16 protein-coding genes are annotated in these 22,275 nt (G+C 55.9%); 3 read left to right on the top strand and 13 right to left on the bottom strand.

Annotation, left to right across the window (positions count from 1 at the left end; genetic code table 11):
- The first annotated feature begins 96 nt into the window (after positions 1–96).
- Both QJ48_RS21970 and QJ48_RS36145 read left to right on the top strand, forming a co-directional pair.
- Positions 97–519: a MarR family winged helix-turn-helix transcriptional regulator gene (locus tag QJ48_RS21970; protein ID WP_054975636.1), complete on the top strand. Its 423-nt coding sequence runs from the start codon at positions 97–99 to the stop codon at positions 517–519.
- Positions 503–913, top strand: a complete 411-nt coding sequence (locus QJ48_RS36145) for a DUF3147 family protein (RefSeq protein ID WP_082420628.1) — start codon at positions 503–505, stop codon at positions 911–913. The genes QJ48_RS21970 and QJ48_RS36145 overlap by 17 nt, the downstream gene beginning before the upstream one ends.
- Here QJ48_RS36145 and QJ48_RS21965 read toward each other — a convergent pair.
- The 5 genes from QJ48_RS21965 to QJ48_RS21945 form a co-directional block, all read right to left on the bottom strand.
- Positions 811–1,995 (bottom strand): response regulator, encoded by a 1,185-nt coding sequence (locus QJ48_RS21965; RefSeq protein ID WP_054975635.1) that lies wholly within the window; start codon positions 1,993–1,995, stop codon positions 811–813. The genes QJ48_RS36145 and QJ48_RS21965 overlap by 103 nt on opposite strands.
- Positions 1,992–3,809: a sensor histidine kinase gene (locus QJ48_RS21960; protein WP_193394479.1), complete on the bottom strand. Its 1,818-nt coding sequence runs from the start codon at positions 3,807–3,809 to the stop codon at positions 1,992–1,994. Before QJ48_RS21960 ends, QJ48_RS21965 begins: the two co-directional genes overlap by 4 nt.
- Positions 3,810–3,895: 86 nt before the next feature.
- A complete protein-coding gene (locus QJ48_RS21955) occupies positions 3,896–4,783 on the bottom strand; it encodes a carbohydrate ABC transporter permease (protein WP_237763011.1) in 888 nt (295 codons plus the stop codon).
- Between the two features lie 19 nt (positions 4,784–4,802).
- Complete coding sequence (locus QJ48_RS21950) at positions 4,803–5,693, bottom strand: carbohydrate ABC transporter permease (protein ID WP_054975634.1); 891 nt, start codon at positions 5,691–5,693, stop codon at positions 4,803–4,805.
- Between the two features lie 168 nt (positions 5,694–5,861).
- Positions 5,862–7,211: an extracellular solute-binding protein gene (locus QJ48_RS21945; RefSeq protein ID WP_054975633.1), complete on the bottom strand. Its 1,350-nt coding sequence runs from the start codon at positions 7,209–7,211 to the stop codon at positions 5,862–5,864.
- 385 nt (positions 7,212–7,596) lie between these two features.
- On the opposite strand from QJ48_RS21945, the gene QJ48_RS21940 reads away from it, so the two are divergent.
- Positions 7,597–9,468, top strand: a complete 1,872-nt coding sequence (locus QJ48_RS21940; RefSeq protein WP_054975632.1) for a right-handed parallel beta-helix repeat-containing protein — start codon at positions 7,597–7,599, stop codon at positions 9,466–9,468.
- A gap of 171 nt (positions 9,469–9,639) precedes the next feature.
- On the opposite strand, the gene QJ48_RS21935 is transcribed toward QJ48_RS21940, so the two are convergent.
- The 8 genes from QJ48_RS21935 to QJ48_RS21900 form a co-directional block, all read right to left on the bottom strand.
- Positions 9,640–10,239 (bottom strand): uracil-DNA glycosylase, encoded by a 600-nt coding sequence (locus QJ48_RS21935; protein WP_054975631.1) that lies wholly within the window; start codon positions 10,237–10,239, stop codon positions 9,640–9,642.
- Positions 10,236–11,021 (bottom strand): DUF72 domain-containing protein, encoded by a 786-nt coding sequence (locus QJ48_RS21930; protein WP_054975630.1) that lies wholly within the window; start codon positions 11,019–11,021, stop codon positions 10,236–10,238. Before QJ48_RS21930 ends, QJ48_RS21935 begins: the two co-directional genes overlap by 4 nt.
- 2 nt (positions 11,022–11,023) lie before the next feature.
- Complete coding sequence (locus QJ48_RS21925; protein ID WP_054975629.1) at positions 11,024–14,143, bottom strand: DNA polymerase III subunit alpha; 3,120 nt, start codon at positions 14,141–14,143, stop codon at positions 11,024–11,026.
- A gap of 164 nt (positions 14,144–14,307) precedes the next feature.
- Positions 14,308–15,513 (bottom strand): VWA domain-containing protein, encoded by a 1,206-nt coding sequence (locus QJ48_RS21920; RefSeq protein ID WP_054975628.1) that lies wholly within the window; start codon positions 15,511–15,513, stop codon positions 14,308–14,310.
- Positions 15,514–15,516: 3 nt separating this feature from the next.
- Positions 15,517–17,892 (bottom strand): DUF5682 family protein, encoded by a 2,376-nt coding sequence (locus QJ48_RS21915; RefSeq protein WP_237763010.1) that lies wholly within the window; start codon positions 17,890–17,892, stop codon positions 15,517–15,519.
- On the bottom strand, positions 17,889–18,980 hold the full coding sequence (locus tag QJ48_RS21910) for an AAA family ATPase (protein WP_054975626.1): 1,092 nt from the start codon (positions 18,978–18,980) through the stop codon (positions 17,889–17,891). Before QJ48_RS21910 ends, QJ48_RS21915 begins: the two co-directional genes overlap by 4 nt.
- Positions 18,956–20,755, bottom strand: a complete 1,800-nt coding sequence (locus QJ48_RS21905; RefSeq protein ID WP_054975625.1) for a HEAT repeat domain-containing protein — start codon at positions 20,753–20,755, stop codon at positions 18,956–18,958. The genes QJ48_RS21910 and QJ48_RS21905 overlap by 25 nt, the downstream gene beginning before the upstream one ends.
- A gap of 16 nt (positions 20,756–20,771) precedes the next feature.
- Positions 20,772–22,211 carry an SWIM zinc finger family protein gene (locus QJ48_RS21900; RefSeq protein ID WP_054975651.1) on the bottom strand — a complete coding sequence of 480 codons (1,440 nt, stop codon included), beginning with the start codon at positions 22,209–22,211 and terminating at the stop codon, positions 20,772–20,774.
- Positions 22,212–22,275 lie beyond the last annotated feature (64 nt).

The raw sequence follows: 22,275 nt of genomic DNA, 5'->3' as shown, positions 1-22,275 counted from the left end.
CATAGCGGCCAAGTGCTTCCTTCCATTTGCTTCCTCACCATTTGTATCGTAATATAAGATATAATCTAAACATACGATATAAGGAGCGATCCCATTATGATCAATGAAATCGCCCAGTTGAATCAATTATGGACGGATATCTACTACCGCTTGCGCTATAACCATAAGGAAAAGATCACGCACCAAAGCATCCGCATTATGCAAGTCATTCAAAAAGAAAACGAAGCCGGCATCAAAGACATTGCCGAAGCGATGGAACTGTCGCATAACACGGCCTCCGAACATGTCAAACGCCTGTTGGAAAAACAATACGTGTGCAAAGCGCGCAGCAAAGCCGACGAGCGCAAAGTCATTCTTAAACTAACCGAGACGGGAAATGAAGTGCTGCACCGCCATTCCAGTCTCGATGAAGAGAAGCTCGAGCTTCTGTTTGCAGAAATGACGGAGGCAGAGCGGCAAGCTATTCTAGGCGCATTTACTTTATTGAAGGAGAAAGCGGAGCATGTACGCTATCGTTAAAGTGCTTGTATCGGCGGTCATTATCGGGATCATTACGGAAGTGGCGCGCAGATTTCCGGCTCAGGGCGGAATCATTGCGGCATTGCCCATCGTTAGCCTTTTGAGCATCGTGTGGCTCCATATGCAGGGCGAACAGACGGATACGTTAAGCAAATTTGCTTTTGGCGTCGTATCCGGACTTCCTGCAACTGTGGTCATGCTGGTCATTGTCGGCCTATCCTTGCAGCATTCTCTTCATCTGTTTGTTTCGTTAGCTTTAGGGGCGGGAGGATGGCTTCTCACTTTAGGCCGTCAGCCGCGCCCTTCTCCCGCCGACAAACGCTGCCGGAACTCGGTCGGCGTCTGCATGAATTTTTTGCGGAACACCTGCGTAAAATGCCGCATGTCCTGGTAGCCGATCCGCTCAGCCACGTCGGCGAGCCTAAGCTGCGGGTCCTTCAGCAGCTCTTTGGCCCGCTCCATTCGCAGATGGATCACGTATTCCTTGTACCCCTGTCCGGTCTTTTGCTTGAAGAGCTGGCTGAAATAGACCGGATTCAAATACACGACGGACGCCACCTTCTCCAAGGACAGGTCGCTGTGGAAATGCATGCGGATATATTGCAGCGCCACCTCGACGGGACTGTCTCCGCAGGGCTCGCGCTCGGCCGCAGCCGCCGGCGCCGCCGTCCGGGAGCGCAGCCGCCTTACCTGTTCCGGCACCAAGCGGATATCCGGCACCAGCCCGCTGTGAACGATCTGGAACGGCACCTTCACATAGCGCTTCAAGTGGGTATGAAGCTCCTCATGGAAAGCTTCGATCGCCGTGCCCGGACGCAGGGTCACGAGCCCGAGCAGATGATGGCTGTCCAGGCTGGCGGCGAATCCGTCGCCCCGCATCTCGATCAGCTCGGAAAGCACGTTGTCGACGATAAAATGCTCCAGATGCGCTTTCCCCGGACTGTCCAGCGTGACCAAGACCAGATGAAATTCGGGGTAGCTCCGTTCGAGAGCCGACATGTCGAAGCGGCCGATATCGAGCCCCGCTGCCCACCGCTGGAATACCGCCTCGCGCAAATATTTCAGATTTTGCTTCAAAAGCCGGCTTTCCGCCGATACGGCATGCTCTTGGCGCAGCTCTTCCTGCAGCGTATGAATCAGCTCGATCAGCCGTTCCTTGCCGATCGGCTTCAGCAGGTAATCGCGGGCTCCGAGCCGGACCGCTTCCTGCGCATACGCAAATTCCGAGTGCGCGGAGATGACGACCCATTTCACCTGCGGATGCCTGCGCCGGGTTAGGCGCATCAATTCCAGTCCGGTCATTCCCGGCATCAAAATATCCGTCAGCACGACATCGATCCGGCAGGAGGCAAGCGTCTCCACCGCTTCCTCCGGTGTAGCGGCCAAATGCACCTCCGCGTCCGGAAACGTCCCCCGGACCGTACGCTTGACTCCTTCCCGGATCACCTTTTCGTCATCCACAATGAGCAGATTCATGCTTCCGTTCCCCCTTCCCCGGGCAGCGGCATCGAGATCGTCACCGTCGTTCCGGCCCCCGGCGAGCTATCGATGTGCAGCCCGTACGCTTCTCCGAACATCAGTCCCAGCCGGCGGTGCACGTTCTGCAAGCCGATCCCGCCTCGCCGCACTTCCCCGGTCTCAACCACCGCAAGCCTACTGTCCTCTCCCAACGTCACGGCATTCGCTCCGAGCGAACGCCGCAGCCGGTCAAGCACCTGCGGCTCCATGCCGCTGCCGTTATCCTCCACATACAGCCGGAGCTGACAGTCGTCCGCCTTCGCGTAGACGCGCAGCACGCCGGGACGGTCCAACCGCTCGAGTCCGTGCTTGACCGCGTTCTCGATCACCGGCTGCAGCGTCATTTTCGGCAGCCGAATATGCTGCCACCGGGGATCGACGTCCAGTTCGACGGAGACCCTGCCTTCGAGCCGCGCTTCGATGATCGTGAGATAGTCCCGGATCTGCTCCAGTTCGTCGCGCAGCCAAACCTCGGAGGAGCCTTCCCAATGGCTGCTGTAGCGGAACATATGTGAAAGCGATAACACAACTTTGCCGAGCCGTTCGTTCCCTTTTTCGTCAAGCATCCAATAAATCATATCGAGCGTGTTATACAGAAAATGCGGGTTCACCTGCGATTGCAGCGCCAGCAGCTGGGCATTTTTTTCGCTGATGGACACCGCTTTGACTCTTTCGATCAATTCGTCCATCCGGTTGACCATCTGGTTGAAGGACGCAACCAGAATGTTTATTTCTTCGTACGACTTGACGTGCAGCAGACCGCGGAAATTGCCGCGCTCCACCTGCCTCATCTGCTGAATGAGGCGCTTGAGCGGAGACGAAATCGTCCGCGAAACGAACGTCGCCAGTGCCGTCGAGACGATGACGAGAACGGAGATGACCAGCAGCAAAAAGCGCTTCATCTGATCCTGCTCCACGTTCAGATCGGTATCCGGCGTCGAGCTGACGACCTGCCAATCCGCCATGGACGGCTTGGAGGCGACGATCAGACGCCCCGCCTGCGGATCGACCCGGACCTCGCCTTCGCCGAGCGCATCGCTCCAATAATCCGCGACGGATAGCTCCTTCGGCGTCCCTGCGGACACGGCCATCACCTGCTTCGCCTTCGACAAAATGTAGACCTCGCTCCGCGGGCTCAGGCTCAGGTTCGCAAGTCCCGACAAAATCGGCTTCGGGTCCGTCTCAATGAGCACGATGCCGATCGGCCGGTGCTCATGCAGATCGTAAAGCGGACGTCCGAAGGCGAACACGGGCCTTTTTTCCGCCTGATCGATGATCGAGTGCTCCTTGACGCCGAGCCATACCATTTCGCCGGACGATTCGCGTATGCTGCGGTACCACGAGGAGTTTGCGAAGCCGGGATCGATAACGCTCATCGAGTTGCCGTAGCTGTAGATCGCGCCCGAATTCGCCACGACATGAATGCCGATCGTATCCTCCCGGGAGTAATAGATCGCCCCGATCAGATTCGTGATCGTCCGTTCGTTGATCATGCGCAGTGCGGAATCCTGCTTCGACGGCGCCTGCAGCAGCCGCTGCAAATCCGGGTTGCCGTTCAGCGACTTGGTCAGGCTGTCGTACCCTTTGAGCAGCAGGTCGAACAAGTCCATCGTTTGCGAAAAGTTTTTTTGCGCGATCTCCCCGATCTTCTGGTGCAGTTGATCCGTTGTCCGCTTGTAATACAGCGCGCTGACGATAAGCAGCAGCCCGAGCATGCAAAACAGGAACAGCAGAAACAGACGGGTATGAATGGAATGAAGACCTCGCTTCAACCGGAAACTCCCCTTTCCGTATCCTTACTGTTCCTATCATATCACGGAGGCTTCGATGGCGAATACGCGGGTTCGCTCTCCCCCCGCTAGCCTTTCACAGCCCCGGCCACCATGCCTTTCGTGATCCGTTCCGACAACGCAAAATAGATGACGATGACCGGCAGCGCCCCAAGCACGAGCAGCGCTCCGATTGCGCCGTAATTGACCGAATATTGGCCGATGAAGCTGTTGACGCCGAACGGCAGCGTCTTGAGCTTCTCCGACGAAATGAACGTCGCCGCCAAAATGTACTCGTTCCAGATCGAGATAAAGGTCAGGATGCACACCGTCATGATCGGCGGGATCGAGACCGGCATAATGATGCTGCGGAACGTCCGGTACACGCTGGCCCCGTCCATAATGGCGGACTCTTCGATTTCGTACGGGATCGATTTCATGAACCCGCTCAAGACGAACACCGCAATCGGAGTCGAGAACGTAATGTAAGGCAAGATTAGAGCCAAATGCGTATTGAGAATGCCGATGTTTTTGAAAATGATCATAAGGGGCAGCAGCGTGGCTTGAAGCGGAATCATGATCCCGATCAGAAACAAAGTCATGACCAGCGTGCCGTAGCGCCAGCGAAACCGCGTGATCGCATAAGCGACCATCGCGCTAAGCACGATGACCAATGCCACCGTCACCGAGGTAACGAGCAGGCTGTTGAACAAATATTGCAGGTAATGCCCGCCCTCGTAGGCATCCTTGTAGTTCTGCCACCGCAGCTCGCGGGGCAAGGAAAAGAAGCTGCCGTCCAATATTTCTTCGTTCGTTTTGAACGAATACAGCACCAGCCAGACGAGCGGATACAGCTGCGTGACGAACAGGACGGACAGGAACGGCAGCACCGCCGCCTTTTTCCACTTGAACGTCTTGCTCCGCAGCCGTACGGAAGTTCGCTGCACGGCCGCATTCGGGGATGAATTTATCGACATCGGAACGTCCCTCCTGTCCTCAAGATAGCTTGCCCTCGATCCGCCGGAATACCGCGTTCAGCAACAGCGTCGCGGCCAGACATTCGACGACCAGAAACACCGCCATCGCGCTGCCGTACCCGTACCGCATCGACAGGAACGACATGTTGTACATGTGGGTGGACGTCACGTCCGTCGCATGGGCCGGACCGCCCCCGGTCATGACCATGATCATATCGAACGCTTGCAGCGAGCCGATGATGGCGAGGACCAGCGAAATTTTAAAAATCGGGATAACCATCGGGAACGTAATGTAGCGGTCCGCCGTAAAGCCCTCCGCTCCGTCGATCCGTGCCGCTTCGTAGATTTCGGACGGAATGTTCTGGATGCCCGTGAACTGGATCAGCACATGGTAGCCGAGATACTGCCACAGCGCGACGAAATACAGCGCGATCATCGCCGTATTCGGATCGGTCAGCCACGGCTTCGTCCACGAATCCAAGCCGACCATCATCAGCAGCTGGTTCAGCATACCTCCGAGCGAAGCGGGGTTGTAAACCGTTTTCCATAGCTGCCCTACGACGACAACGGATAAAATGACCGGTAGAAAATAGCTGGAGACGAGAAAATTAGGCTTGCGCACATAACGGCTGATCAGGATGGCGACGAACAGCGCGATCGGAATCTCGGCCATGGAAAATAAAGCGAACATCAGCGTCCGGCCTACGGACGGCCAAAACACCGCATCCTTCGTAAACAGCTCCTTGAAATTGTCCAGCCCGATAAACCGCGCTTCGCCGATGCCGTTCCAATCCAGCATGGCGCTGTAGAATGACACAAGGATCGGGACGAACACCAGACCGATATAGAGCAGCAGGCAGGGAAGTACGAAGACGGCGATCGTCCGCCGGGAAACCTTCATGGCATGCACGGCTCAAGGGCACCTCCTTTGGCAAAATGTGACCGGTAGTGTGGAGCATGAGATGGTTGAAGCGGAACTTTTTGGTTTCGTTTTTACGTTTGGGCAAGGGAACGCGCGCCTCTCCGGCGCGCGCTGCGGCAATCCCCTTTCATTCCGAATCTGGTGGTCGTATCGTCGTTACTTGTTGTTCGTTTCGAAGGCGGTCTGATGCTCCTTGGCGACATCCTTCGGATCTTTTTTCTGGACGAACAAATTCTGGATGCTGGTCAGATGCGCCTGCGCCGTTCCCGGGTTCATCGTATTATCGAAGGCAAGATCACCGCCCTGTATGTTTTTGAACAGCTCAAGGATATCCATGGCAAGCTGCGAATAACCGGCCGCCTTGAAGTCGCCTTCCACCTTCTGCCCAATCCCGACGGCGTTCTTCATCTCGAAGGATACCTTCGGGAAGTTGATCATGAAATAATTCAGGAATTCCTTCGTTTCCTTCAGATGCTTGCTCGTTGCCGATACGGCGAAGGCGCTGCCGGGAGCAATCATGTACTGATCCGGGTTACCCTTGCCCCCCACGGTTGGGAACTTGAAGACGCCGATTTTGCCTTTGACCGACGAATCGTCGATCGCGCCGGTGGCCCAGGTTCCCATGATATACATCGCGCTTTTGCCCGTCTTGAACAGGTTCTCCCCCGCATTGTAGTCAAACGAGGTCGCTCCTTCCTGGAACGCGCCTGCCTGGACCAGGTCCTGGAATTTGCTTGCCGCATCGGTAAATGCCGGGTCGCTGAACGTCTTCTTTTTGTCCAGCACGTCCTTCAGGAAGCCGGGACCGTTATTCGTGCGAAGCAGCATGTTCATGAACAGGAACGACCCGGTCCAGCTGTCCTTTTCCCCGATGGCGATCGGCGTAATGCCTTTGGCTTTCAGCTTCTTGACGACTTCGATCATTTCTTCGAACGTCTTCGGCACTTCGACGCCCGCTTGGCTGAACAGCTCTTTGTTATAGAAGACGACCGCAATATTGTTGCCGTCCGGAAGCGCATACACGTTATTGTTGAACGAATAGTAGTCGAGGATGCCTTTTTGGAACGTATCCTTCAGCCCGTTCTGGTCGAGCATATCGTTCAGCGGCGCGAGCAGGCCCGCATCGACGAACGGCTTCATCTGGGCGGCGGGGTTCACAATCGTGATGTCCGGCACTTCTTTGGCTGCGGCTTGCGTTTTGAGCTTCAGCTTTTGCTGGTCGGTATTGAGGGAATCCAGCTCGATCTTGATGTTCGGATGCGCTGCGGTGTAATCGGCGATGATTTTCTTCATAATTTTATGATTCGGCGCGGTCGGGTCCGGATAAATGTTCTGGAAGGTGATCGTCACCGCACCTGGCTTGTCCTTCTCCTTCGCCGCCTCTCCGCTTGACGCCGTGCCGCCGCTGCCTGCCGTCGGTTTATTCGCATCCGTTCCGCATGCGGCCAGACTTACGGCCAGCGACCCGGCCAAGGCGACCTGCGCCCACTTCATCGCTTTTGCCATCGTTCGTTTCCCCCTCTGGTTTAATAAGCTCATTATGGCGGATACGCTCCGATCGAACAATGCATGAACTTTAGGAATGAGGTTTGATTTTTTCAGGTGGTGGGTGCGGGGCGGAAGGCGCGGGCTGGACATCGGCAATGAGATGAACCGAGGTTAACCAATTGCAATTTTCATGAAAAAACAGTGTAAAAACATTGAAAAAAATTCAAGGTCCCGTAGGATAAGATAACCTTATAAGCTTAATCGTTTGAGCAAAGAGAGGGGGGTGAAATAAGCCCGATAAGCAGGTTCATGCTCTAATCCAGACTGTTTGTAATCAATATGTTTGATTCATGTGCTTTCCCAAAGCTTTCCACCTACACTAAACATGCAAAGGAGACACCGTATGCCAACTGATATTTATAATGTGATGAGCTATAACGGTTCGGGGAGCACCCAAAGAACGTCCGGCAGCATTGCCGCCGGTACGAATACCCTGACAGTAACGAATGTGATTGATTTTAAAGTGAATCAGGGCATCGCCATTTATGGAGCCGGTCCGGGCGGCAGCGTATTGCTGGAAGCGGTAAAATCAATTAACACCACAACGAAAGTCATTACCCTGTACGGCAATGCACTTACGAACGTAACCAATGCGATCGTTGAACACGATGATCAAACGGCTGTTGAACTGGCGGCTGCGGCAGCAAGAAATGCTGGAGGGGGCGTCGTTTATTTCCCGAAAGGAACCTACCTCACCCATTCCATCAACTTCGGCGTCTACGATAATGTAACGTTTCGGGGGTCGTCTGCCCACGCCTCGATCCTGCAAAGCAATATAGGCACCACGATGCTGAGAATTCGCGGCTCCAATATTGTCATTGAAAATCTAACGTTACAAAGCACAAGGGATGTGGCGGACGACCCGGAAACGAAGGATACAGATGAGAGTACGAATATACTGCTATCCTTTGAGGGGAATAATTCCAATATCAAGATCCGAAATAATATTTTTACCGGAAAAACAAATACGACGACCGGCTTGCCTGCCGCAACAGGAATCGAAATCAATTCGAAATTAAATTCCAATATTGAAATCGTCGGCAATGTTTTTGATAACTTGGGATACGGTTTTCTGGTCAATGATCAGGCCAACGATCTGCATGACGTACTTATCACGAATAATAAATTTATCAATATTTCAGGAGACGCTATTGAACTGAATCATCCCATTCAGATTCCCGGATATGACCGCAAACCTGAGGATGCAGGCTATAATTACGTCATTTCGAACAACATCATTACCGCTGATTTAGGCAAGGGGACAACCGCCGGATTTGGGATTGGCGTTGCCGGCGCTACCAGAGTCTGCATCATGGGTAACCAGATTTCCAACTTTAGAAGACAAGGAATTCATCTCGAAGATTACTGCAGGTACATTACGATCACAGGCAATGTCGTTACGGGAACCAATGCGGCTCCCGACCCTGCTGACGCTATTCATTCGGGAATTTATTCGATTGACAGCGATTATGTAACGATTTCGAATAACGAAGTGACATCCTGCTCCAATTACGGAATTCATCTTGATTATAGCGATGGCACGCAAACGCAAAGCAGCGTTATTTCAAACAACATTGTAAAAGGATGTAAAACCGGCGGGATCAGCTACGGGGCAAATGTTCAAAGCGATGTCATCATTTCGAATAATATTGTCGAAAGCAATACGGGTTCCGGCATTGTACTGCTTGGTGATGGAAGAAATGTCAAGGTCATAGACAATATTTGCAGGCGCAACTCGGAGTACGGACTGAAATTGGTAAATGCCAGATTCGGTTTGGACATAAGGGGCAATTCCTTCTACGATAATACGGCAGGCGATATAAACCACGGAGGCAATCTGCATGCGGTTCCTGTGAAAAGAGCGATCAATGTTTTCGAGTCTGCTGTCTCTGCGACAATTGATCCTGCGACAACGAAAAGAATTGTAAATAAAGTAAATGGTATGTATTTGGGCATCTGCGCAGAAGGGCTGCTCTTTATAACAGCACGGGAAATGGGCTCGGTAAGCAATATGGATAACAGGATGTACAAATTGAGCTGGAACGGGACTTCGCTTGCTATAACAGAATTAAAAAGCAGACAAGTTGGAAACTTAATGATTCAAGCTCCAACAGTAAATAACTCCTATTTGCAAATCAATGCCGTTAGCGGAAGTTCGAGCGGTAAAATCATTTGGTTCGAAATGCAATTTGAAGGCATGATTATGCATATGTAATTTTTTAGTCCAGCGCATTTCGCCGGTCTGTGAAAATTAGCGGAACCGCAGGGGTATTATCAAGCCGAAATCCGAGTGAACGAAAATTTTCGACACGGATGAAGCCCCCCTGTGCTTCCGCTATTTGCCGACGGACGTTCAAAATGCTCCGACTAACGCATCGGAGTTCCTTTATTTTTCCGGCCGGATTCCCCTCTCTCTTAAGGCTTCTCCGACGGAGAAGAGGTCCTGTTTCAGAAGCTCTCTTTTATTCTCGTCGCGAAATACGGCGGACGGATGGTAGGTCGGCATGATGCGGATTCCATCCTTCTCCTGCCACACGCCGCGGATTTCGGTTATTTTCGCTTTTCGATCCAATACGGCCTGCAAGGCTATGCTTCCCAGACAAACGATGACCGCCGGGCGGATCAGATCGATTTGCCGGAGCAAAATCGGCACCGCCTCTTTTACCTCCGAGATCCGCGGCGTCCGATTGCCGGGAGGTCTTACTTTGATGACGTTCGTCACGTAAGCGTCCTCCCTGAGAATGTCCGCCTCCTGCAAATATTTGTCCAGCAGCCTTCCCGAATTGCCGACAAACGGCCGTCCGGTCTCGGCTTCTTTTTCCCCAGGGGCCTCCCCGATAAGCAGCAGTTGGGCATGCTCCGGTCCTTCGCCGAACACAAGCCGCTCTCCGGGTTCCGGTAAAAAGACACGCTGACATACGGCTTCCAATGCTTCCAGATTGCCGATCGCATGCAAATCCTGAGGGATGGTCGTCGCAACCGTCATGTGGGAACCGCCTCCTGCTCCAGCATCTCCCGCAGCATCCGCCCGTTGATGACCGCCTGCGCCCGGTAATGGTTGTTCATGCTGATGAACGTCTTTTCCGTTTTTTCGGCAAGCTTGCGAATATTCGGAACCCAATTTTCCAGTTCGCTCTCGCTGTACAAATAATCATACCGTTCGTACGCCTCTTTGTGATGCCACCATTTCTTGTAATTCCGGCCGTGAAACCGGACATACCCGATCGGGCCGGTCGCCCGGATAATAGGCGGAACGAGCGTCTTAAACTGCGGCTCGTCCACGCAAACGTAACCTAATTGCTCTTCCTCCAGCAGGTCGAATATCCGTTCATCGATCCATTCCTCGTGACGAAATTCCACAACGACCGGAATGTCGCCCATCTGCTCTTTGAATTCCTTCAAATAATCCCGGTTTTCATCCCGGTTCCGGAAGCTGGTCGGGAACTGGGCCAGCACACATCCCAGCTTGCCCACTTCGATTAACGGCTTCAATGATTCCTTAAAATCGCGGAAGTGCTGCTCGTTATCTTCCCTTTTGTGCGTCATCCCCCGATAGGCTTTGATGACAAACTGAAAGCCCTCCGGCGTTTTTTCGCGCATATGATACAGCATAAACCGGTTGGGCATCGCGTAAAACGATGAGTTTACCTCGGTAAACGAAAATTCCCGGGCGTAAAAGGAAAGCATTTCTTTTTTGTTCAAATCTTCGGGGTAAAAGACCCCTCGCCAATCCTCATAGCTGTAGCCGGCCGTTCCGATCAAGAGCATAGTCATCCTCCAAGCGCTTTGATTTTGTCCGCAACGACGTGGACGCGCTCGTTCTGCAGCCGAACGATGCCTTCCAGTAATATGCCCCGGGGATTCAATTCGTATAAGAAAGATTTGTATGTTTTGGGGTACACTACGACTTCGATCATATCGGTATGATCCTGTACGACGAGCGTAAGCACGTATTGTCCGTCATGGGTCGGATGCCTTCTGCTTTGGATGATTGTTCCGCATAGCCGGACACGGGTATAATCGGCAAAATCGGATAACGCTTGGATCGGAACGATGTTGAAACGCTGCGCAAACTGCTCCCAATTCGCGGATGAAGACGGCTGCAGCGAAAACCCGAGCAGCGCCTTTTCCATCTTTCTTTTTTCCGGTTCGGTAAAATCGGGTATCGCTGCTGCGGATACCGAATGATCGCCGACTGCGGTCGGCAAGCCGTTCAAGTACGCCAACATCTCACGCCGGGAGCCCATCCGATCGCAGGCGCCCGAAGCAACCCAGGCTTCGAGCACCGGCTTTTTGACCCGGCATGCTTTCATCCGTTCTACCCATTCGTGAAAAGACCGGAATTCGCTATCGTCATAACGGGAGCGCAGCAAAGCGATCACGGATTCCGGTCCCGAGCCTTGAACCGCATCCAGGCCAGCGCGTATCCCTTCAGCTTCAGCCCGAAAACCGAACCCGCTCCGGTTAATATCCGGACCGAGCAGGGAGAGCCCCATGTTCAAGATCTCCCTAACATATACTTTTTTGTCGTAGTATCCTCCCTCCCCGCTTAATAAGGAGGCCATATACTCTTTCGGGAAGTGCGTCTTTAAGTAAACGGTCCAGTAGGCCAGATAGGCGTAGGAAACGCTATGGGCTTTATTGAAGCTGTACCCGGCAAACCGGGCCAAAAAATCGAATACGGCCAGCGCCTCCTTCTCCGTCACGCCCTGCTTGGCCGCTCCCTCCAGAAACCGCTGCTGGTGAGTGGTCAGCGCTTCGACGGATTTGGCGGAAAGCGCGCGCCGGAGCGAGTCGGCTTCGCCCAGGGAACAGCCTGTCACCGCTTGTGCAATCGCCATCACCTGCTCCTGATACAGGATCAAGCCGTAAGTCGGCGAAAGAACAGGTTCCATTTCCGGCCGAACAACCTGGAAGGTCTCTTCGCCCCGGTGCCGTCGCAAATACGTGTCAACGATTCCCTCGGTCCATGCCCCAGGCCGATATAACGCAAGCAGGTCGGCTAAATGGGAGATGCTCTGCGGACGAATTCTGCGTAGCAACTGGCGGATGCCCATGCTTTCCAATTGAAAGCAGCCCAGCGTATTTCCGCCGCCGATCGTGCTGAACGTTTCCGGATCGTCCGGGGGAATCGCGCTCACCGCAAGCTGCTTGCCCGTTCGTTCGCGAATCGAGGCAAGCGTATCGTGAATGATCGTCAAATTACGCAAACCGAGAAGATCGATTTTCAATAAGCCTATCGTTTTGATGTCTTCCTTGGTAAAGGGCGTCATCGTTTCCCCGTTCGGCCTTTGCTGCAGAGGAATCGTCCGGGCCAAATGCTCATCCCCGAGTATAATCCCCGAAGGGTGAGCGGAGTGCTGATGAGGCAGCCCTTCAAGCCGTTCGGCGAGTTGAAAGAGCGAGTTGAACGGCTCTTTATGGAGCGGGAGCTTTTGCAGCTCCGGCAGGGTCTGCAGACAGTGACGGATACCGCCTTTTCCGGAAAAAGAGGGAAGCAGCTTTGTCAGTACATCCACTTGCTTTTTCGGCAGGCCCAAATAAGTCCCGGCTTCCCGAACCGCCCCTCGCGTCCCGTAAGTATTCAGCACACCGATATGCGCGATCCGGTCAGCACCGTACTTGTCTTTGACGTACTGCAGCAGCTCATGGCGTCTTCTTTGACAGACGTCGATATCGATATCCGGTAAATCGGCGCGATCCGGGCTCAAAAAACGTTCAAAGGATAGGCCGTGCAGCAGCGGATTCACCTCGGTTATACCGAGCAGATACGCCACCAGGCTTCCAGCGGCGGAGCCTCTACCGGGTCCGACGGGAATGTTCCGGTTTCGCGCATGCCGTACGATATCCCATACGATCAGGAAGTAGTCGGAAAGCTCTCGTTTCGTAATGACCTCAAGCTCCCGATTCATTCGAGCTGTCGCGTTTTCCCATTCCGAGCCGGCGGGAGCGGAAACGGACGAACCGAAGCGAACCCGCATTCCTTCCAGACATAAATCGCGCAATGCGTCATCCGCGCTGCGCGGCGGATTGGCGGAGTCTGTTTTTTCCGTTTCGGATCGATATTCCGAAGGGTCGGCTTCGCTCCGCATTTGCGAAACGGGGAAGCGCGGAAGCCTGCACGCTTCCGGTTCCGGTTGAAACCGGCATCGCTGCGCGATTCGGACCGTATTGGCCAAAGCATCCGGGAGATGGCGGAATTTTGTCTGCATTTCTATGGGAGAGGGGAGATAAAACGGCCCGGTCTTGGGCAGGGAATCCGTCTTGGACTGTTGTTTTCCATGCTGGATCCTATGAAGCAAAGGGGCGTCTTCGGGAGCGAGGTAATGCACATCGTGGGTAGCCACTAGCGGAAGCTTCATTTCGCGGGAAAGTTGAACGGTTCGTTCGAGCCACACATCGTCATCTTCGAATCCGTGGTGCTGCACCTCCAGAAAAAAATGCTCCTTCCCGAACCATTTTACATATTGAAGCGCTTGCTGTTCGGCCAGATCCATTCGCCCGCTTGCGATCAGACGATGGATGCTTCCGGTTCTGCCGCCGCTTAGCGCGATGATATCCCCTTGGGAGGCGGGGGGATGGAACGAAGCGCCGTTCAACAGCTCGACGATCTGCTCGCACCCCCGAGAGGTAGCTGCCAATAAAATGAGCGTGTCTCCCGCATCGCCGACATCCATCTCGCACCCGATAATCGGCTGGATGCCGTGTCTCCCGGCCAGCTTGCAGAAGGGAATCATCCCGTTGATGACGCCCTTATCGGTTATCGCCAGCGCTTCCATGCCCCATGATTCGGCGGTTTGCAGCAGTTCTTCCAAGCGGCATGCCGCTTCCTTCAAACTATATTCCGTATGGACGTGCAGATGTACAAAGCCTGTCCCCAACTTGTTCATGACAGCACTCCTCCGAATGGGAACGTTCGTTTCTATCATATCGGCAGGAACGATCGTTGTCCATTGGAGGTTATTTCCGGTCCTGCCCAAGAAACCGCCGTTTCAAGAAAAAAGCGGCCGGGCAGAGTCTCTCTCTGCTCAACCGCTTGAATACAACAAACCGTTCACTTCTTCGCTTCCTTCCCCGCCCTGGCGGCGAGCTCCTGCAAATTCCGTCCCTGCAGCGCGCCTTCGATCAGCTCGGGGAGCATATCCGGCGTGCAGCCGAAGCACGGGATGCCGAGCTGCGCAAGCGTCTTGGCGACTTGCTCGTCGTACGACGGAACGCCGCCGTCCGATAGAGCCAGCAAGCAAAGCGCCTGCACGCCCGCCTGCCGCATTTCCCCCATCCGGCGGATCAGCGCGGACCGGTTTCCTCCTTCGTACAGGTCGGAGATCAAGATAAATAACGTCTTCTTTGGCTCGGTGATGAACTGCTCGCAGTAAGCGACCGACTTGTTGATGTCCGTACCGCCTCCAAGCTGAATACCGAAAAGCATATCGACGGGATCGTCCGCACACTGCTCCGTCAAATCGACGACCTCCGTATCGAACACGACGACACGGGTGTCGAGCGCCGGCAGGCTGGCGAAGATCGAGCCGACCACGGAAGCATAGATGACGGAGTCGGCCATCGATCCGCTCTGGTCGATATCCAAAATAACCGTCCATTCTTTGCTTCTGCGCGCGCGGTCGAAGAAATAGAACCGCTCCGGGATCAGCCGTTTCGTTTCCGTATCGTAGTGCTTCAGGTTGGCGCGGATGGTCTTTTTCCAATCCATCCCGGATAAGGACGGAAGCGGCGAATGCTTCCTGCGGTTCAAGGCGCCGGTGACGGCCTGACGGATGTCGTGCTCCAGCTTCTTGGAAATTTCCTCCACCACGGCTTTCACGAGCTGCCGGGCCGTATCCTTCGTTTTCTCGGGAATTTTGCCGCGCAGCGCCATGAGCGTCGCGACCATGCGGATATCCGGCTTCACCTGCGCCAGCGTTTCCGGTTCGAACAGCAGCTGCGTCAGCCCTTTGCGCTCAATGGCGTCGACTTGAATAACCGAGACGATGTCCGAAGGGAAAAAGGTACGGATATCCGCGAGCCATTTCGCCACCTTGGGCGAAGAGGGACCCCGCCCTGCAGAGCGCGGCCCCGAGGAGGCGTCGGCTTCCAGCCCTGTACCCCCGGTGCCGTCGTAGATGGCGGCCAGCGCTTCGTCCAAAATTTTCGCCTCACCGTCCAGCAAGCCGTCTCCTTGCGAATATTCTGCGAGCTTTTCTTCGGATGCGTCTCCAAGAATCAGTCTCCATCGTTGCAACGCTTTATTTTGATCCGTCATCGTCTACAAATCTCCGAAATCAAAATCGTTAAGTTCATCCAGCTTCCCTCTTTCGTCTTCGCTTAGCGGCTCCTGCAGCTGCTCCGCGGCCCCCTGCCCGTCGAGGCCCCACAGCACGCCCAGCGTCTCGGCAATCGATGCTTTCTCCCTCGGCTCGAACGAGCCGAACGCCCTGCGCAAAAAGACCAGCGAGCGCAGGAACGCTTCGTCCTCCAAGGACGCGATATATTCGTCAAGCTGCTGCCACAGCCCCGAGCGGGACAGCAGCGCATACCGGTTCCGCATCGACACGCCTTCGAACCAGCCCGCGCCAAGCTCCGCCGGAATTCCCGGCGACAGCCGCCGCGATACCTCCTGCGAGCACTGATCGGGGGAAATCAAATTCCGCTCCAGCAGTATCGCAAAAGCGAACCCGGACAGCTTCGCATTCCGGTCGTCCCGGGAAGCCAGCGCCCACAGCTCGGCAAGCCAACGCTCGTCGTCCACCTCTTCCGGATGCTCCTGCGAGATGCGATGCATCTCGTTCATGCCGGTCACCATGCCGCCTGCCGCTTCATCGCTGCACACGGCTGCGTCCACGAGGAGCAGCGTCCCCCGCAAAAACAGCTGCTGCAGCAGCGGCACGAACGACGAGGTATCCACCTTGCGAATATCCCCGTAGCGGATCAATACCGATAATTCGTTAGCCGCGGCGGCGATCTGCGCGAAGTCTCCGGCGTCGACGGCCAGCCGCTGCAAGGTGAGTCTCGCTTCTTCCATCGCCTCGGGAAGTCCGCACTGGCAGGCCAAGCGGATGATCCGGGAAGCCTCCGAAAGATCGGCGCACCCTTCGAGCCGCTCATGCAGCACAAACGCGGCGGCAAGCTCCACCGTTTCCCCTTTGAGTGTCGATTCCACCGCTTGAATCTCAGCCTCGGGGCTCCACTGGAGCACCCAGTGCTCCGCCCAGGTCGCCGCGTCCTGCCGTACCTGCTGCTGCTTCGCAAAATCGATGCCGAGCAGCGCAAGCCGATGCAGAAAGACGGACCGGTGCAGATCGAGAAATGCCGCATCTTCGCTCTTGACCCGCCGGTTCTCACGCAAATCCAGCTCCAGATCGGCAGCAACGGCGGATTTATACTTCTCCAGCTTCAGACGCTTCAGGTGCCGGTTCAGATCGTCTTGAATCGGCGTCTGGCTGACTCCCTCGGGCAGCGCGCCGATCGCCGTGCCGATATCCGCACGGGCCAGCGCCTCGGCCACCGAAGCCAAGTCCCCGAACCCGAGACAGACGACGGCCGCATCCCGCAAGTCCCCCCAGGTCGGCATGCTGCCCCCGCGCAGCGAGGCGAGCGACTCGGCCAGCCGTACCCCCTCGATGACGGAAGCGGTAGAACGGTGCGTCCCGCTCTCCCTCAAGGACGAGGCCACTTGCGATAAGTAAAGCGAAGGCATCCTTGCAGCGTCCTGCCGGTTCAAGCAATCCCACAGCCGCTCGAAATAAGCCGGGGCCTGATTGCCCGCGCCGTAGCCGGATTGAACGGACAGCTTGTAATACGAATAAGGCATCAGCGTCAGCTTGGTGGACGAGCGGGGCAGCTTGCGAAGCTCCTCGTCCGACATCGCTGGCAGCGCCAAGTCCATCGCCGAGACGTGATGCGCCCCGGTCACGACCACGATGCGGTCGGAGGGTCCGGAAGCATCCAGCGCCTGCCGGATCTGCCGCCGCATGTAAGCTTCACGCACCGCGTTGTAGGACGCTTCCCGCGGGTCATGCGCCCGCTCCTCCTGCTCCAGCAGCTCGCGCATTTCCGCGGAGAACCGTTCGATGGCGTGACGATATGCTTCTTTGCTTGGGCTATGCTCGAAATGCCGCTCCCAATAGCTGTCGTAATCCGGCTCCCCGGCCAGCTCGGCAACCCGCTCATACAGCTCGTTCTGCCGCCGGTAAAAGGCTCTGCGTTCCGCCAGCGCATCCTGTCGGCCCGTTTGACGGTCCTCGCGACCCGCCTGCTCATCCTCCGGGTCCGGTTCCTCCAGGCCCGCGCTTGCGCGTCTTGCCGCTTGCAGCGTCACCGCCGCATCCGAAGGAAGATCGATGAACTCGGCGCGGACCCCGTTTTCCGCCGCCCACAGAAACGCCTGGTATTCGGGAGAATACGAAGCCAAAGGGAATACCAGCGTACGAACCGGAAGCTGATCGGTATAAGCAAGAATCGCGATGGGCGGCACGACGCCGCGGGAAGCGATCTGCCCGATCAAGTCCCCCGCGTCCGAAGGCCCTTCCACCAGCACGACCTGCGGCCGGATTTCGTCCAGAAACGCCCGCAGATGATAGGCGCCCGCCGGTGACAAATGGCGGATGCCAAACACATGGACTCTCCCGTCGCCGGTGCTCAATCGTTCATCTCCCGGCATGCGTTGTACAGACTCCGCCATTCCGATCCCCGCTTTTTCATTACATTTTCCAAATATTCTTTCCAGGCAATACGGTCCTTCTCCTCATCCTTCACGATCGCGCCTTGCAGGGCGGCGGCCAAATCCTCCTCCTGGATTCGTCCGTTTCCGAAGCTGGCGGCCAGCGCCATGCTGTTCGTCAAGAGCGAGATCGCTTCCGCCGTCGAGATGACGCCGCTCGGCGATTTAAGCTTTTCCTTGCTGTCCAACGTTACCCCGGCGCGCAGCTCCCGGAAAATGGTCACGATCTTGCGTACCGCCTCTTCCTCCGGCAATGCCGCCTGCAGCTCGTAGTTGGCGGCAATTTCGCCGACCCGTTTGCGCACGATCTCGACTTCCGTTTCCAGCCCGGCCGGCGACGGCAGCACGAGAATGTTGAACCGGCGCTTGAGCGCGGCGGACATTTCGTTCACGCCCCGGTCCCGCGTGTTCGCCGTTGCGATGATCGAGAAGCCTCTCGCCGCCGACACCTCACGCCCCAACTCGGGGATGGAGATCGTTTTTTCCGACAAGATGGAAATCAGCGCATCCTGCACCTCGGAGGCGCAGCGGGAAATTTCCTCGAAACGGGCAATTCCGCCGCCTTCCATCGCCCGGTAAATTGGGCTCTTGATCAGCGCTTCGTCCGACGGACCGTGAGCCAGCAGCATCGCATAGTTCCACGAATACCGGACATGCTCCTCGCTCGTTCCGGCCGTTCCTTGAATGACCTTGGACGAGTCGCCGTGGATGGCGGCCGTCAAATTCTCGGACAGCCACGATTTCGCCGTTCCCGGCTCGCCGATCAGCAGCAGCGCCCGGTCCGTCAGCAGCGTCGCGACGGCAATCTCCACCAGCCGCGTGTGGCCGATATATTTGGGCGTGATGTTCACGCCCCCCGCCTGTCCCCCGGTAATAAACGTAAGCACGGACCGCGGCGACAGCTGCCAGCCCGCCGGTTTCGGGTCTTGATCCGCTTCCTTCAGCGCTTCCAGTTCCTTGGCGTACAGCCGCTCCGCAGGCAGCCTCAATACATTTTGCTTTTGATCCATTCGATCCATCCCGCTCCTTTGCCCATTTCCGCTTCATCGCTCGTTTTCGTTTTAAGCCGCTCCGCCACTTCAAGCACCTGCTGCTTCACGCTCTCGTAGGCGATCAGGTCGGCGAATTTCTCCAGCCTTTCGGCATAGCTGCCGGGAAGCAGCGACATCAACGCCATTTTGTCCCGCTCCAAATAATAAAACTGCTTGCCTCCCGAGCCTTCCAGCGCCTGCATCAGCAGCTCCGGGGTTTCCCCGTGCCCAATCTTGAACAAGGCGAAGAACAGCGAGACCGTTCTCGGTTTCATCTGCTGGGGTGCCACCTGCACCTTTTTCAGCAAGTAATCGGTGACTTTCGTGTCCGGCTCTTGGACGAACCGGCACACCAGCTCTTCTTCGTTGATGTCCACGAACAAATGCACCCAGCGGGGATCCCACGAAACCGCGGACGACTCCTCCGCCTCACGATACACGGTCAGGGCCAGCCGCTCGGTCAAATCGTACAGCGTACGCAGCAGCTCTTTGGCCTGGGCCTGCTGCTTGTTCCGAACCAGAGGGGCGAATTGGTCATAAACCTCCTCCGAGGACAAGCAGCGAAGCGCCGCTTGAAAGCTGTACGAAATGTGCTTTCCTCCCCATTGCCGATACAGCGATTCCACAAACCGGTAGCCTTCCGGCCGCTGCATATCAAGCAGAAGCTCTGCCGCATATTCTTGAACAGCCGCCGTTTCTTTGACCATAAAAGCAGGCGAGGACAGCAGCTTTTCCAAAAAGACGCGCACCGTCTCGTCGTTCTTTCCTTTCAGGCATTGCACCGCCGCCGACAGCTGTTCCACCGCTTCCGTCTTCACGGAGCTGCCGTCAAAATCAGCCAGCCATGCTTCCGCTTGGTCCAGTATCCGCTGGATCAACGTCGGATGAAAATAAGCTTGAATCGGTTCCACCGCAAGCTCGCGGTCCTTGCCTATCAGCGCTTCGAACAACCGGTCGGCCGCCCGCCCGGTCCCCAGCCGGGATAAAGCCGACAAGGCCGCGCGGCGTATTTCTTTTCTTCTCTCGTACGAATTCTCCAGCACGACGTCCTCCAACTCGGGATAGTCGCCGAGAATGTCCACCGCCGCGACGCGGATTTCGGCCGCGCCTTCGCCGGCCGCCTGCAGAATCAGCTCGGCATTCACCGGACCCTGCAGATGATGAATCAAATACAGCTTGCGGGCATCCCCTTTACCGCCCTGAAGATTCAACTGCCGGTGTAGTATCGGTACGACCGCCGGTCCGATCGACGGAATAACTTTATCGTACATAAACTCGGCAATTTCCGCATACCCGTCTTCCAATGCGGCGACCGCAGGCATATGCGTCCGAAAATCTTGAAACAACGAGTCTTCGTACCCTTGGCGGATCACTTCCAAGCGGCCGGGCCCGCGTTCTGTCAAAGCGTCGATAAGAGACTTCATTTTCCGGTACGGGACGGCTGTTACCCCGCGGGTATCCGTCACTTGAACCTCCTCCAGCGTCCCCTGCGCCTCCGTCTGTCCTTGGGTGTACAGAATGGAGTGCAGCAGGATGCCGAGCTCCAGCAGTTTGGCGGAGGCTTGCTCGGGCTTCGCTTCCATTACGAGCTGCACGCCATCGGCCAGCCGGTTGAACACCGCCGCGTTCTCTCCGAGCTTGCGCAGCTGTGGCAGCAGCCGGGTTAGCCGCAGGTCGCCCGCGGCGACGGAACTGCCGGCGATAAACAACCGGCGCACTTCTTGATGCAGATCGGTAAGCACCTGTAAGCTCATGGATTCTCTCCTTGTTTTAGTAAATAAACCTGACGATTTCGCTTGCCGTCATGAGAGTGAGCGGCTGAGCCAGCAGCCTTCCATCGGCAAAATCATGCTCGAACATGACCAGCATGGCTTGGTCCTGCGTGTCACCGTGCTTGAGCAGCGGCAGCAGCTGCGTGCTCGATTGGCCCAGCGCCGGAATATCGCCGAGAACGATCCGTTTGCCCTGCTCGTCCTCCAGCACGTAGTCCTCCCCGATCCGGCCAAGTTTGGCGTAGTGAAGCAGCATCACCGGATGTTTGTCGGACAGCGGGTTTTTCAATTGATTTTTGACCGTCTTGACCACCTCGACATACGAACGCCGGGCATGGCTCCGGATCGTCCCGTAGTCCTCCGGCTTCATATCGCGGACCGTCATGTCCTCCCATCGTGCCCGCGGATTCAAGTCTCCCGGGTAGACAAGCAGCTCCTTCGCGGCAACGACGGAGAAGAACGAATCCTCTTCCTTCAAATGCTTCGCCGCCCGGAACGGTCTGTAGCTGCGGACCGCAAAAATGTCTCCGCTCTGCAGCTCCATCCAAAAACCTTCATCGACGTACTCGCCTCTTGCCTCATCCGTATACGAACGGAAAGTGAGCTGCGCCAATTCCGCCTGATGCCGGGCTAATCCATGCTCGCGCAGCTCGGCCAGCTGCCAGGCATGCCCGAGCCGTTCTTCCAAGCTGCTTTCCGTATCCGGCGGAAGCTCGGGATTTTGCTGTCTTTCCGTTAGATAGTCCCTGCTTTTCTTAACCAAAGACTGCAATACGGTTAAGCGGTCCATCGCTTCCGTGTACACGCGCTCGCGGTCTTCGGACGTACGCAGGTTAAAGAGCAGCTCGCGAAACGCCGCCTGAACACCGGGAATATAGTAGTTTCCAAGCTGCTTCGCTTGGTCTTCCATCATCTTGGCCGTTTTCGCGTCGAGTCCCGCCAGCCCGTTCTGCACGATCTGGTGAACCAGCTTTTCCAATAAGCCGATGCCTTCGAGTTGGGCGGCCCGTTTCTTGGCCAAGGCCGATTTGTTCGGCTTTCGCTTGACGGCCGTCTCTTCTCCGGCAGCCGCCGTTTCTTTCTTCTTCTCCTCCCGTTTCTCCGCCTTGTCCCGCTTGTCCGCGATGTCCTGAGGAATCGCATCAACCTGGAATTCTTTACCGAGAACGTAGGCATACATCAAGCCTAAAATATGCTTGCACGGAAATTGCCGGCTCGGGCAGCTGCAGCGAAACACAGGGCTGTCAGGCTTGAGGAAATCGACGGAGCACCGGTACGGCTCTTTGCCGCTTCCTTTGCATTCCCCGAAAATAAGCGTTTCGTCCTCTGACCGGCACAGCTTGGGGAAGCTGTTTTTCTTGACGAGATCCCTGCCGTTCTTGATCGCAGCGGCATTTAACGCAACGGAATCCACATAAGCTTCTGTCATCGTAGCTATCATCGCATGCTCCTTGGTAAAAATAAGGTGATCTTAGCCTTTTTCCACATGCAGGAGGCATTTT

It is taken from the genome of Paenibacillus sp. A3 (assembly GCF_001399685.1).
In the GTDB taxonomy this organism is placed as follows: domain Bacteria; phylum Bacillota; class Bacilli; order Paenibacillales; family NBRC-103111; genus Paenibacillus_G.
This window is presented reverse-complemented; position numbering and strand designations above follow the sequence as displayed.